This window comes from Streptomyces sp. NPDC054975 (assembly GCF_053609105.1).
Genome location: NZ_JBSGWV010000003.1, coordinates 1 through 12,450, shown reverse-complemented (window position 1 = coordinate 12,450; position 12,450 = coordinate 1). Strand labels below are relative to the sequence as shown.

General features: G+C 71.3%; 17 protein-coding genes. 10 read left to right on the top strand and 7 right to left on the bottom strand.

The features are described 5' to 3' along the window. The first annotated feature begins 48 nt into the window (after window positions 1-48). Window positions 49-699 carry a class I SAM-dependent DNA methyltransferase gene (locus ACWF79_RS04905; protein ID WP_453726618.1) on the top strand — a complete coding sequence of 217 codons (651 nt, stop codon included), beginning with the start codon at window positions 49-51 and terminating at the stop codon, window positions 697-699. A 151-nt stretch (window positions 700-850) separates the two neighbouring features. On the opposite strand, the gene ACWF79_RS04900 is transcribed toward ACWF79_RS04905, so the two are convergent. After that, window positions 851-1,114: a hypothetical protein gene (locus ACWF79_RS04900; protein ID WP_453726617.1), complete on the bottom strand. Its 264-nt coding sequence runs from the start codon at window positions 1,112-1,114 to the stop codon at window positions 851-853. A 222-nt stretch (window positions 1,115-1,336) separates the two neighbouring features. Between ACWF79_RS04900 and ACWF79_RS04895 the strand changes: the two genes are divergently transcribed. Continuing rightward, window positions 1,337-1,777 (top strand): OsmC family protein, encoded by a 441-nt coding sequence (locus ACWF79_RS04895; protein ID WP_453726616.1) that lies wholly within the window; start codon window positions 1,337-1,339, stop codon window positions 1,775-1,777. Window positions 1,778-1,919: 142 nt separating this feature from the next. Next, window positions 1,920-2,492: a type 1 glutamine amidotransferase domain-containing protein gene (locus ACWF79_RS04890; RefSeq protein WP_453726615.1), complete on the top strand. Its 573-nt coding sequence runs from the start codon at window positions 1,920-1,922 to the stop codon at window positions 2,490-2,492. A 94-nt stretch (window positions 2,493-2,586) separates the two neighbouring features. On the opposite strand, the gene ACWF79_RS04885 is transcribed toward ACWF79_RS04890, so the two are convergent. Beyond that, window positions 2,587-4,026, bottom strand: a complete 1,440-nt coding sequence (locus ACWF79_RS04885; protein ID WP_453726614.1) for a carboxylesterase/lipase family protein — start codon at window positions 4,024-4,026, stop codon at window positions 2,587-2,589. Window positions 4,027-4,186: 160 nt separating this feature from the next. On the opposite strand from ACWF79_RS04885, the gene ACWF79_RS04880 reads away from it, so the two are divergent. After that, complete coding sequence (locus ACWF79_RS04880; RefSeq protein ID WP_453726613.1) at window positions 4,187-4,555, top strand: hypothetical protein; 369 nt, start codon at window positions 4,187-4,189, stop codon at window positions 4,553-4,555. A gap of 368 nt (window positions 4,556-4,923) precedes the next feature. Here the strand turns inward: ACWF79_RS04880 and ACWF79_RS04875 are convergent, their stop codons facing one another. The 4 genes from ACWF79_RS04875 to ACWF79_RS04860 all read right to left on the bottom strand — a co-directional run bounded on the left by ACWF79_RS04875 (window position 4,924) and on the right by ACWF79_RS04860 (window position 7,009). Beyond that, on the bottom strand, window positions 4,924-5,349 hold the full coding sequence (locus tag ACWF79_RS04875; RefSeq protein ID WP_453726893.1) for a nuclear transport factor 2 family protein: 426 nt from the start codon (window positions 5,347-5,349) through the stop codon (window positions 4,924-4,926). Window positions 5,350-5,440: 91 nt separating this feature from the next. Continuing rightward, window positions 5,441-5,971 (bottom strand): GNAT family N-acetyltransferase, encoded by a 531-nt coding sequence (locus tag ACWF79_RS04870; protein ID WP_453726612.1) that lies wholly within the window; start codon window positions 5,969-5,971, stop codon window positions 5,441-5,443. Between the two features lie 90 nt (window positions 5,972-6,061). Next, the gene (locus tag ACWF79_RS04865) at window positions 6,062-6,577 is read right to left on the bottom strand and encodes a DinB family protein (protein ID WP_453726611.1); all 516 of its coding nucleotides are present in this window, start codon (window positions 6,575-6,577) and stop codon (window positions 6,062-6,064) included. 60 nt (window positions 6,578-6,637) lie between these two features. After that, on the bottom strand, window positions 6,638-7,009 hold the full coding sequence (locus tag ACWF79_RS04860) for a cupin domain-containing protein (RefSeq protein WP_453726892.1): 372 nt from the start codon (window positions 7,007-7,009) through the stop codon (window positions 6,638-6,640). Between the two features lie 179 nt (window positions 7,010-7,188). Between ACWF79_RS04860 and ACWF79_RS04855 the strand changes: the two genes are divergently transcribed. From ACWF79_RS04855 to ACWF79_RS04835, 5 genes are all read left to right on the top strand, one after another. After that, window positions 7,189-7,569: a VOC family protein gene (locus ACWF79_RS04855; RefSeq protein WP_453726610.1), complete on the top strand. Its 381-nt coding sequence runs from the start codon at window positions 7,189-7,191 to the stop codon at window positions 7,567-7,569. Between the two features lie 188 nt (window positions 7,570-7,757). Beyond that, window positions 7,758-8,198 carry an SPW repeat protein gene (locus ACWF79_RS04850; RefSeq protein WP_453726609.1) on the top strand — a complete coding sequence of 147 codons (441 nt, stop codon included), beginning with the start codon at window positions 7,758-7,760 and terminating at the stop codon, window positions 8,196-8,198. Window positions 8,199-8,413: 215 nt separating this feature from the next. Beyond that, window positions 8,414-8,770, top strand: a complete 357-nt coding sequence (locus ACWF79_RS04845; RefSeq protein ID WP_453726608.1) for a DUF805 domain-containing protein — start codon at window positions 8,414-8,416, stop codon at window positions 8,768-8,770. A 204-nt stretch (window positions 8,771-8,974) separates the two neighbouring features. Continuing rightward, window positions 8,975-10,267 carry an ATP-binding protein gene (locus tag ACWF79_RS04840; protein WP_453726607.1) on the top strand — a complete coding sequence of 431 codons (1,293 nt, stop codon included), beginning with the start codon at window positions 8,975-8,977 and terminating at the stop codon, window positions 10,265-10,267. Window positions 10,268-10,428: 161 nt separating this feature from the next. Next, window positions 10,429-11,007, top strand: coding sequence for a YdeI/OmpD-associated family protein (locus ACWF79_RS04835; RefSeq protein WP_453726606.1), 579 nt, complete (start codon window positions 10,429-10,431; stop codon window positions 11,005-11,007). On the opposite strand, the gene ACWF79_RS04830 is transcribed toward ACWF79_RS04835, so the two are convergent. Beyond that, window positions 11,000-11,539, bottom strand: a complete 540-nt coding sequence (locus tag ACWF79_RS04830) for a GNAT family N-acetyltransferase (protein ID WP_453726605.1) — start codon at window positions 11,537-11,539, stop codon at window positions 11,000-11,002. The genes ACWF79_RS04835 and ACWF79_RS04830 overlap by 8 nt on opposite strands. 170 nt (window positions 11,540-11,709) lie before the next feature. Here ACWF79_RS04830 and ACWF79_RS04825 point away from each other — a divergent pair, with 170 nt between their 5' ends. Further along, window positions 11,710-12,360, top strand: a complete 651-nt coding sequence (locus ACWF79_RS04825; protein ID WP_453726604.1) for an NADPH-dependent F420 reductase — start codon at window positions 11,710-11,712, stop codon at window positions 12,358-12,360. Window positions 12,361-12,450: the final 90 nt, after the last annotated feature.

The following is a 12,450-nucleotide window of genomic DNA, read 5'->3' as shown; positions in this document are numbered from 1 at the left end:
TGGCCGGATTCGGGTACGGTGGCCTCTACCCGCTCTAGGGTCCTGCGCATGACCGAAGACCTTCGCGTGCGCCGGACCCGAGCTTCCTACGACACCGTCGCCGCCGACTACCAGCGTCTGCTCCGTGACCACCTCGACACCACTCCCCTGGACCGCGCGGTACTCGACGCCTTCGCCTCACAGGTCGGTTCGGCCGGCCTGGGACCGATCGGCGACCTGGGGTGCGGGACCGGCCGGGTGACGGCGTACCTGCAGGGCCTCGGGGCCGACGTCTTCGGGGTCGACCTGTCGCCGGGAATGATCGCGGTGGCGCGGGAGGAGTACCCCGGATCGCGCTTCGAGGTGGGGTCGATGGCGGCCCTTGACCTGCCCGACGGCTCACTGGGCGGCGTCCTGTCCTGGTGGTCGACCGTCCACGCGCCGGAGGAGGAACTGGCCGTCTTCTTCGGCGAGTTCCACCGCGTCCTGGCACCCGGGGGCCTCGTCCTCGTCGGCTTCAAGGTCGGCGACGAGCGGGTGCCGCTGGAGAAGGCGTACGGCCACGACGTCACTCTCGACGTCTACCGCTACCCACCGGACCGCGTCGCCGCCCTCCTGGGCGAAGCCGGTCTCGTCGAGACCGCCCGCCTGGTACGGGCGCCGGGCGACGCGACCGAGAACACCCCGCAGGCCCTCCTGATGGCGCGCAAGCCCGTCTGACGGCAGATGCCCCGGGCGGCCGGCCGCGCGACGGGGGCGGGCGCGTCAGGCCGGGCGGGGGCGCGGCGGATCAGGGGCGGGGCGTCAGGCCGCACGGGCGGGCGCCCAATGGGAAGTTGGGCGGAGAGTGGGGAGAAGGTCGGGTGAAGCCTCACCGCCCCCGGCGGGCGGGGAACGCGGGCAGGGCCGAGAGGGTGGGGAGCGCCGGACGACGTACGGCGCGCAGCTGGCAGCGGGAGAGCCGGGCACGCTGGCCACCACTGGTGATCAGGGCGTTCACAGAGGTCATCGGGTCGACTCCCACGCTCCGCGCCAGCATCATGCCGACGACGAGCGGGAGCAGCGCGACCGCCACGGCCGAACCGGTGGCCGTGACGTGCTGGATACGGCTGGTGGGCCGGGCGTCCGTGGTCATGACCCCATTCGACCGGAGGAGGCCGGGGCCGGGCATCCGGCGATGTACTCACCCGGCCTGCCCGGGATACTCAGGCCGGCCCGCGGCCGTCGCGGCGCGCCCTCTGGCGAGCCGTGGCCCGGGTGGGGTTGCGTGGGCGGTCGACCGCACCGTACGCACACGCCCACGCACACCCGCGCCCACGCACACGCATCGCACCCACGCACGAGGAGTCACGACACCATGGCCGACTACCGCATCGAGACCGTCCGCACCGGCTACCGGCAGTGGACCGCCCGCAACGACCGGGGCGCGGAGGTACGCATGGGGGCGGCGGACGACGCGGACGCCCAGCCCTCCTTCACCCCCGTCGAACTGCTGCTCGCGGCCATGGGCGGCTGCGGCGGCATGGTCGTGGACCGGACGGCGCGCGCCGTGGACCACGACGACCTGCGGATCGTCGTGGAGTCGGTCTCCCTGCCGGAGGACGACGGCCGGGTGGGCCGGATCAGGGTCAGCTACGAGTTCGAGCTGCCGGACAACAATCCGAAGGCCGCCGAGGTCTTCGCGCGCGGTGTGCGGCTCACGCACGAGAAGTTCTGCACGGTGAGCCGCACCGTCGAGCACGGTGCGACGGTGGAGGCCGTCCTGCCCGACGGGACCATCGGATTCCGCGCGGGCTGAACCTGCACGGTTTGACCTCGCCGTGCGTGGTGAGTCGCCTGAGTGTGGCCGGCAGGCCGGCCCGAAGCACACGTACGGCCATGACAGGGCGTACGACCACGACAGCCGCTCAGGACGGACGGACAGGCAGGAGGCACACGTCGTGTCGATCAACGGAAAGCGCGTACTCGTCCTCACGACGAACTACGGCACCGAGCAGGACGAGCTGACGAAGCCGGTCGCGGCCCTACGGGAGGCGGGTGCCCAGGTCACCGTGGCCGCGCAGGACGACGAACCCGTCGTGACGCTCGTGTCGGACCGGCGCCCCGGTGAAGAAGTCCGACCCGACACGACGTACGCCAAGGTGTCGGCGGACGACTACGACGCGGTGGTCGTGCCGGGCGGGACCCTCAACGCCGACCGGCTGCGGACCGACCAGACGGCTCAGGGGCTCCTCACGGCGTTCGCGACGGGCGGCAAGATCGTCGCGGCGATCTGTCACGGACCGTGGCTGCTCATCGACAGCGGGCTGGTCGCGGACAAGGAGGTCACCTCCTACCCCTCGCTCGGCACCGACCTCGTGAACGCGGGCGGCACCTGGCGCGACCGCGAGGTCGTGGTCGACGCCTCCGGCGGCTTCCCGCTCATCACCTCGCGCAAGCCGGCCGACATCCAGCCATTCTCCGAGGCCATCATCGAAGCCCTGGCCAGGGCAGGACTCCCGACGGCCGCTTGAGACACATGGCCTGAGGGAGGCGGGCTCCCCGGACCGATGTTGGGCGGCCGGGGAGCCCACCGGCGCCGACTCGTGCGATCCGCCGATTCTCCGATCAGTCGAGCCAGATCTCGCGGACGGACGCCAGCGGGTCGCGCTCCACGCGCGGCTCGGCGCCCCAGAGCATCGTGGCGTGCTCGTCGGCGGTGTAGCGCGGCCAGGACGCGCCCGGATCCTGGTCCCGCACGAAGGCGACCCAGGCGCGGTGCATCGCGTCGGCCAGAGCGCGGGGCGGCGCGTCGCCCGCGGCGGCGGTGACGCCTTCGGCGTCGAGCAGGTCGAAGGCGTACGGCAGGTCAAGACAGTGGAAGGCCGTGCCGTCCACGGGCGACGTCCACTGGAACTCATAGAGCCAGGTGGGCCGTTGGCGTGCGGCGCGGGCGTCCGCGACAGTCAGTGAGGGTGCACGGAAGGTGGCGTCCGTGAGCGCCTGGCCGAACAGCGTGTCCGGTCCGGCCGCCGCGTACGCCGTGGTGAAGGCCTCGACGCGGTCCTCGGCCAGTCCGAGCGAGCCGAGGAGGAACGGCATGGGCGGCCCGTCGGGGCCGGGGACGGCGTTGAACTCGTGGGCGGTGAAGCCCAGCATCAGCGGTACGTCGGCGCCCGCGTCCCCGGCCGTCAGGGCGTCGAGGACGGGTTCCGGGATCAGCTCTCCGTCGGCGAAGGGCGCCAGGGAGAGCAGGGGCGGCAGGCCCGCGCGGTCCGGGCCGGGAGCGCCCAGGCGGTCCTGGAGGTCGAGGAGTTCGCCGTCGCTCAGGTCCCGGAGGGCGGCGGCGGTGGCGGGTACGCCGGTACGCGCCGTGAACAGGCGGGACACGGCGCGGGCGACCTCGGGGCCGTCGGGGCGCATGACCGCCCCCGAGACGGAGAGCGCGCCCCGGAACAGACCCCTGGCGGCGGGGACGGCGAGCAGCGTCTGCACGGCGCCGCCGCCCGCCGACTGGCCGGCGACGGTGACCTTGGCGGGGTCGCCGCCGAAGCCTGCGATGTTGTCCCGGACCCATTCGAGGGCGGCGACCCAGTCGCGTACGCCTCGGTTGTCGGGGGCGTCGTCGAGGTGCAGGAAGCCCTCGATGCCGAGCCGGTAGCCGAGGGAGACCAGGACGACACCGTCCCGGTTGAAGGCCGTTCCGTCGTACCAGGGGCTGGCCGCCGAGCCCGCCACGTAACCGCCGCCGTGGATCCAGACCAGGACGGGAAGCCCTGCCTCAGGGTCGGTGTCCGGGGTGAAGACGTTGAGGTTGAGGACCCCGGCGCCCGGGATGGAGGGCTCGGGGATGGTGGTGACGTCGGCGAAGGGGCGGCGCTGGGCGGTCGGCCCGTAGGCGGTGGCGTCCAGGGGTTCGCTCCACGGCTCCGGCGGCACGGGCGCCGCGAAGCGGAGATCGCCGACGGGCGGCTGCGCGTAGGGGATGCCGAGGAAGCGGAGGCTCCCGTCGGCCCGGCGCTCGCCGCGCACGGGGCCGCGGGTGGTGGTGACGGTGGTGGCGGTCATGGAAGCAGCGTCCGGCCGTTGATCAGCCACGTCAACGGCTGGAGGGGAAAGGTGACACGTGTCACTTACGCGTGTCACGAGGCTCCGCAGGCGCCCCGACTGGAGCCCGTCCGACCGGGGTACGACTGACACGAGGGCTCGTCGGGGAGGGAGGCCGCGCATGGCGGGACTGCAGACGGGGACGGCGGTCGGAATCCTCGCGGTCGCCGCCGGGGTCGGCCTCATGGTGCTCGGCGCCGCCCGCCAGGGCCGCGCGGCGCGGCCGTGGGCTCCCGCACGGGCGTGGCCAGCCACGGAAGGGGAGCACTGGCGGGTGCTCCGGCGGGCGGCGGGCATGGCGATCGCCTCCGCGCGGGGCGCGGCCGGCACGGGAGAGCCGGCGATCATCACGGTCTCGGACGTCCTGCGCCTGGCCGCCGAACACTTCGACCATCCGAACGGGAACCCCCACCTCGCAGCAGCCGCCCTCCGCCACGAGTACGAACGCGGCGCGTGCGCCCAGGACTGCATGACGGACGCCTACGGGTGAACGCGCACGCGCCGTGACGGGGTGGACGCGGTCCCGGTACTCACGCAGCCGGCGCCTTCGGGCCGCCCCGGACCCATCCCACACTCACGCGCCGCCCGCGATGATCGGTGCTTCCGCACTGCTCGATCATGAGGGCGGCCCGCCTTGGGCACTCTCCGTGTGGGTCGCGATGGCTCTTGTCCGCCTGTCGAGCAGGTTCGGCGCTGCGTTCTCGACGCCTCCGCTTCGACAAGCACGCGTTCGACCTCGGGAGCCCAAGGCTCTCACCGGCGCCTCGGTGGAGTGACGAGCCGACGCCGAGATTCTGTCTTGTGTCCTTGGCCTCGTCGTCCATCCGGTACGCCGAGGCTTCGTGCCCTTCTTGTACGTCAGGTCGCCTCGGGTCGGTTCGACGGAACCGGGGTTGCCTGGTGGTAGTACATGCGCCAGGTGCCGTCGGTGTGGCGGCGCCAGAGGGAGCTGCGGAGGGCGTGTCGGCCGTCGATGTGCGTCGCGTACGTCAGGTGGACCAGGCCGGGCGCGAGGAGGGTGCCGGTCATCCCGGCGGGTTCGTAGCGCGGCCCGTCGTCGGCGGCGCCCTGCATCTCGGGCAGCGCGGCGAGCATCTCCTCGTACGTCCACCGACGTCCGGACGCGCCGACCTCCACGAACTCGGGGTCGAGAAGGTCCCGCGCCAGCAAGCGCGAGGAACGTACCGACGGTTCCAGCAGCCGCAGCTCCGCCGCGATCGCCTCGGCGACTTCGCCGGTGAAGGCCGCGTCGCGCCCGACGGCCGCCTCGGGCGCGTTCCGCATCTCGTTCATTCCGACCCCTCGACCTTCCCGCGCGATCCGCGCAACTCGTCCACCCCGGGCGCCTCGGCCCCTTCACGCGCCTCGCATGAACTCACAAGGTGATCCAATAGCGGCGCTTGCGGCCGAGCTCCGTGGTGCGGATGTCCTCCAGGACGCCGCCGTTGCGTTCGATCGTGCGGGCGGAGGCGATGTTGTCCTCGTCGCAGGTCACCAGGACGCGGTCCAGGCCGAGGGCTCGGGCCTCGGGGAGGATCGCGCCCAGGGCCCAGGTGGCGAGGCCGCGGCGGCGGGCGGACGGGCGGATGCTGTACCCGACGTGGCCGGCCGCGCGCAGCAGGAAGTCGTTGAGCCGGTGGCGCAGGTCGATCGCGCCGACGTACGCCTCGTCCTCGACGATCCACCAGTGCGTGGCGTGCACCCGGCCCCCGCTCAACGTGCGCGCCGTGTCGGCCTGTTCTCGCAGCCGGCCCACCCATGCGGCGAAGACCTCGGGGATCGCGAGGGCCTCCTCCTCGGCCAGCCCTATCCCCGCGCCCGACTGGCGGGCGCCGGGGTTCCACTCGGCGTGTGCTTCCAGCCAGGAACGGTGAAGGCGGGTGGTGGGGGTGACCAATTCAGGCATGCGGGCGACGATAACAGGCCAATGCCTCCGTTGATCAGGGCTTTCGGTGGCCGTTCGGGGCGGCAGGCACTGCCCCCTTGGCCCGGGTCGCTACTCGCCCGTCACGCCGTCGAGGCGTTCGCGCAGCAGGTCCGCGTGGCCGTTGTGACGGGCGTACTCCTCGATCATGTGGGCAATGACATAGCGCAGGGAGTACGCCTCCTCCCCCACTTGACCGCACACGTCCAGCGACCGGGCCGCGTCCACCACGGCACGCGCTCGGGCGCATTCCTCGCGCCAGACGGTGAACGCCTCGGCGACCCCGGCCTCGTCGAGGTCGTCGACATCGAAGTCGGTCCAATCGGTCGAACCGGCCGGGGTCCAGGGACTACGGCTGTCCTCACCGTTGATCACATTGCGGAACCAGCCACGCTCCACCTCCGCCGCGTGCCGCACCAGCCCCACGAGGGAGAGGCCCGACGGAGGCGCCGCCCGCTCCTTGAGCTGCTCGGCGGTGAGCCCCGCGCACTTCAACTCCAGGGTGTCGCGCTGGAACTGAAGCATGGCGGTGAGCGTGGCCCGCTCGTCCGCGGTACGGGGCGGCTGGACGCGGTGATCTTCGTACATCCGGTCATCGTGCCGAAGCACGGCGTCGAACCGCCAGCGGATTTCGTTCCCGTCAGGGCGTCAATCACCCGGGCGTACCGCGTAGTCGCCGAAGCCGACCCAGTCCAGGGCCACGCACGGCTCGTCGCCGAGGACCCAGGCGTCGTGGCCCGGCTGGACGGTGAAGAAGTCGCCGGGTCCCACCTCGACGGACTCGCCGTCATTCATGGTGATCTTCATCCGGCCGCCGACGACATAGCCGACGTGAGAGGCCTCGCAACTGTCCGTGCCGGCGATGGGCTTGACGTGCTTGCTCCACTGCCAGCCCGGTTCGAAGACCGCCCGGCCGACCGGGCCGCGCTCCGTGGTGATCAGGTCGAGTCTTCCCTTGCCCCCTTCGAACGGACGGGTCTCATCCGCCGAGTCGAAGTTCTTGGAGACGATTCCGGTCATGGTCATCCGCCTCCCGGCGGTGGGACGTGAGTTCCCCGAGTCCTCTTCCAGGCTACGCCGACCACTCCTCACCGGCCGCCCGTCCCACCTCCGGCCGTCGCGCAGGCCCCTCCCCGCCCCCCTTGACGGACTACCGTCGAGACAGGAAGACCTCCGCCGTCCACCCACCGGGAGCGCCCGTGACCGCCGAGCTCAACCACACCATCGTGCACGCCACCGACAAGCGACTCTCCGCCGAGTTCACCGCCACGATCCTGGGCCTGGAGGTCGGGGCGCCCTTCGGGCCCTTCCTCCCGGTGGCCACGGGCAACCGCGTGACGCTCGATTTCTACGAGAACGCCGACGAGCCGATCGTCTCGCAGCACTACGCCTTCCTCGTGCCGGACGACGAGTTCGACCTGATGATCTCCCGGCTGGAGGCGGCCGGAGTCACGTACTACTCCGACCCGGGCCATAAGGATCCCGGGCACGTCAACGGCCTCTTCGGCGGCCGGGGCGCCTATTTCGACGATCCCGACGGCCACAACATGGAGATCATCACCCGCCCCTACAGCGCATGACTCTTCCTTGAATATTCACGGACGCCCGCTCGCTTTGGGGGATCCACCGCATTCCGGCCCATGATTTCTGTTCGGATCCGATATCGGACAGACCTACACATAAAGGCCAGATAAGCGCACAATGTAACCGCGGCACGACGCCGCAAGCGCGATCAGACGTGCTGGACGCCAGTAAGGAGGCGAGTCGTATGTCTGACGTCTCTCACCGTCCTGGTGACATCAGGGGACACCCCGACGCGACGGAAATGCGGGAGCGCTACTCGCAAATACTCCAGACACGGGGTGTCGCGGCGGTCGAGGAACTTGTGATCCTCGCCGGTATCTACGCCGCGGTCTCCGGGTGGGTGGTTCACTTCTCGACCGCCAGGCCCGAACTCGCCCTCAGCAACCTGGTCACCGGTATCGCCCTCGCGGTCCTCGGCCTCTGTATGTCGATGGCTCCGGAGCGGTCCCAGGACCTGAACTTCGTCGTCCTGGCGCTCGGCGTATGGCTGATCCTCTCCCCCTGGGTGGTAGCCACCACCGATGCCGGAACCGGCGCGATCCTGTCCAACGTCATCACCGGCGCCTGCGTCTGCCTCTTCGCCCTCACGGCGGGCGGAATGCTGATCAGCAGGGCACGAAAATAGCGATCAAGGCCTGATCCTCTCCGAGAACGGCGCCCCGTCCCCACCCGGGACGGGGCGCCGTCGCCATGCCTCAGGATCAAATCCAGACCCACCAACCCCCAACGCCCCACCTTGGGTAACGAATTGAGCCGCGGCGTTTCGGTCACATAAGTTCTGCGTAAGCTCCTCCACAGGGACAGGCTCCGCTCGCATTTCCCAGTCTTTGGGGGGACTCAGTGAACTGGTACCTCGACGTTCTCAAGAAGTACGCCGTATTCACCGGCCGTGCGCGCCGCCAGGAATACTGGATGTTCGCGCTGTTCAACCTCATCGCAGCGATCGTCATCGCTGTCGTCGACATGGCCATCGGCACGTACCCGCTGCTGTACGTCGTCTACGTGCTGGCCGTGTTCCTGCCCGGCCTGGGCGTGACGGTCCGCCGTCTGCACGACACCGGCCGTTCGGGCTGGTGGTTCCTGATCAGTCTGATCCCGCTGGTCGGCTTCATCATCCTGATCGTCTTCCTCGCCACCGAGGGTGACCAGCAGGCCAACGCCCACGGCCCGAACCCGAAGCTCGCTCCGGCGTACTGAGCTCCACGGCGACAAAGCCCCCGAAGGAAGCCCCTTCGGGGGCTTCCCCGTTTCCGGACCCCTGTTCCGCGCCGCAAGCCCAGTGACGGTTCGTAGCAATCGCCCGTGTCGCCTTGTGCACGATGGCGCACGACCCGCCTCCTCCCCCGCCCCTAGCCTCACCGGAACGGCGCGACACGAACAAACGAACGAGGGGCGGTACCGGTGAACTGGCTGATCCATGACTACCGCGAGAGCGATCTCGCCGCAGTGGTCCACCTGATCGACACCACGGCCGAGCTCGGCCAGGAGTCCGTCTTCTCCCTGGCCGAGTGCATCAGCGCCCTCACCTCCCGCCAGCCGGCGGTCGTCGCCGTCCACCAGGGCGTTCCCATCGGGGCCGCGCTCGCCTCCGTCTCCGGGGAGCGGGCCTGGGTGATGCGGATCGCCATCTCCTCCGCGTGGCGCGGCCGGGGCCTCGCCAGTGCGCTCCTGGTCGAGCTGGAGCGGCGGCTGGTCGCGGCGCGGGTCGGCCGGATCGCGTACGTCCTGCCCGAGGAGGAGCTGCTCGGCGAGGGTCTCCTCAACGCCGGGTACACGCGGCAGCCGGCCGTCGCCTACTTCGAGAAGGTGGAGCCGCTGCACGGGCCCGCCGCCAATCTCCTCGACGACCTCGGCGGACGGCTGCTGCCGGGCGACCTGTGGGCCAAGGTCGCCGGCATGGAGCGGGAGAAGGACCTGATCGAACGGCGCGTCGTCCTTCCGCTCGCCGAGCCGGAGCGTGCGGCGCGGCACGGCGTGCGGCCACCGCGCGCGGTGGGGCTCTTCGGCCCGCCGGGAACCGGCAAGACGACGTTCGCGCGGGGCATCGCCTCCCGGCTCGGCTGGCCGTTCGTGGAGATCCTGCCGTCCCGACTCGCCGACGAGGGCAATCTGGCGGCCGCGCTGCGCACCGCGTTCGCCCGGATCGCCGAGCTGGAGCGGGTCCTGGTCTTCATCGACGAGGTCGAGGAGATCGCCCCGGTCCGGCAGGAGCCCGCGCAGCCCGGCGGCATGCACGGCGTGACCAACGAACTCCTCAAGCTCATACCGGGGTTCCGTGAGCGGGACGAGCGGCTGCTCGTCTGCGCCACGAACTCGATCCGCTCCCTCGATCCGGCCTTCCTGCGCCCAGGGCGCTTCGACTACCTCATCCCGATCGGTACGCCGGACAAGGCGGCCCGCGCGGCGATCTGGGCGCGCTACACCGAGGGCCGTCCCGATGTCGACATCGACGAACTGGTGGCGGCGAGCGACCTGTTCACGCCCGCCGACATCGAACACGCCGCGCGGATCGCCGCGCAGAACTCCTTCGAACGCGATCTGGTCGCCGTCGGCGCCCGCTCGGCGGCCGACGAGCGGCTGCCCGGCGCGACGACGGCGGACTACCTGGAGGCCATCGGGCAGTGCCGGCCGACGGTCACGCCGGAGATGATCACCCAGTTCGAGTCGGACATCACCACGCACGCCCGGTTCTGACGAAGGGGCGCACGCACCTCCGCCACGCTGGGGCGCACGGGCCTCCGCCCGCCCCGGTCCCGCGCGCTGGTCGGGCCGCTTGTCAGTGGCGGTCCCTAAGGTGGTACCGAACGCTCCGGACGACGTCCGGGGACGACATCCGCCGACGGCAGGGGGCCTCGATGGAGCGGTACGAGGGGTTGGAGCTCATGACGGTCACCGAGACCGCGGAGCTGGAGGCGTGGCTGGAGGCCCACCACGCCGACACGCCCGGGGTCTGGCTGAGGGTCGCGAAGAAGGGCAAGGGCGGCGCCTCCCTCACCATTCCGGAGATCCTCGACTGCATGCTCTGCTTCGGCTGGATCGACGGTCAGCGCAAGGGCGGGGACGAGAGGTACTACATCCAGAAGTACACCCCGCGTCGGCCCCGCAGTCTCTGGTCGCAGGTGAACGTCCGCAAGGTCGAGGCGCTCACGGCGGCGGGGCGGATACGGGAGCCGGGCCTCGCCGAGGTGCGGGCCGCGCAGGCGGACGGACGGTGGGCTTCCGCGTACCCCTCGCAGGCGGAGGCGACCGTACCGGACGACCTGGCGGCGGCCCTGGCGGCCGACGAGCGGGCGCGGGTCTTCTACGAGGGGCTCGGGAAGACCGATCAGTATCTCGTGATCATGCGGCTGTGGCAGGCGCGCACGCCGAAGGGCAGGGCGCAGCGCCTGGAGCGGATGGTGGCGAAACTGGCGGCCGGCGAGAAGGTCACCTGACGGGCGGGGGTGTGACCGGCGCCGTGGTGCGGCCTCCGCCGCGTCGGTAGAGGACCTGGTGGGCGTCGTGCTCGACGAACGAGGAGACGTGGGTCATGCCGACGGCTTCGAGGAGCCGTCGGGAGCGGTGGTTCGCCTCCTGGGTGAGCGCGACGACGCTCGGCGTGTCCCGGAGCGTCGCGTCGAGGACGGCGGCGACGGCCTCGCGCGCGTAGCCGTGCCCCCAGTGTTCGGGCAGGAACTGGTACGAGACCTCCGTCTCCCCGTCGCGTGCCCCGGGCTCCACCGTCACGAGCCCGAGCAGGGCCCCGTCGGCCGCCCGCACCACGGCGTGGACACCGGGTGCTCCGACGACCCGCCGCTGCCGGATCCGTACGACATGCTCGCTGACCGGCCCGCCCAGGTGGCGCCGGACCTCGGGGTCGGTCCACAGCCGGGTGACGGCCGGCACGTCGGCCGCCCGCACGGGCCGCAGCAGCAGCCGCTCGGTGGTGAGGTCGCCGTGCGACGCGGCGGAGGGTGAGGCGTGCATACGTACGATCATCTCAGCCCCGCCACCAACCCTGGGCGCCGCCGAGCCGCTGGGAGCTCCACCGGCACACCGGATCATCGGCCTGGTCCGCCCGCCCTAGGCCGTGCGCACGCCCCGGCCCGACCATGGTCCGATGTGGCACGCGGTCGTGCGCGCCTAGCGTCATGGTCATGCGAATCGGACTTCTGGGTACGGGACATGTGGCCAAGGCGCTCGCGGCGGGCTGGAACCGCGCGGGCCATGACATCGTCCTCGGGTCGCGGCGACCCGAGGACACCGAACTCCATGGGGAGTTGAAGGAGTTGCTCGACGCGGGCGTCCGCGTCGGGGATCCGTCGGCCGCCGCGGCGCACGCGGAGGTGCTGGTGAACGCGACGCCGGGGGCGGCGTCGGTGCCCCTCCTGCAGTCGATCGGCGCATCGGCGCTTGAGGGGAAGATCCTGCTCGACATCGCCGTCGGCTACCAGGTGGACGACACCCTCACGCACCCGGTGGTCAGCCTCGGCGAGGAGCTCCAGCGGACCTTCCCGCGGACGCCGGTGGTGAAGACGCTCTGCACGGTCGACAGCGTGCTGATGACCGCTCCCGGGTCGCTGGAGGGGCCGAGCACGATCTTCCTGTCCGGCGACGACACGGACGCCAAGCGGACGGTGAGCGGGTTGCTGCTCGATCTGGGCTGGCCCCGTGAGTCCCAGCTCGACCTGGGGGGCATCGTGACCGCCCGCGGGCAGGAGCACTTCGCGCTGCTCTTCGTCGGCATCGCCAAGGCGATCAACTCGTTCGGATTCGGCATCCGCGTGGTGCCGCCCGCGGCCGCCTAGGGTCTTTCGTTTGGATCAGGCCGGATCAGGGAGCGGGGTCTGGTGCCGTGGATCGCAAGGCGGAGGAGGGCGCCATGGCGGAGCCATGGC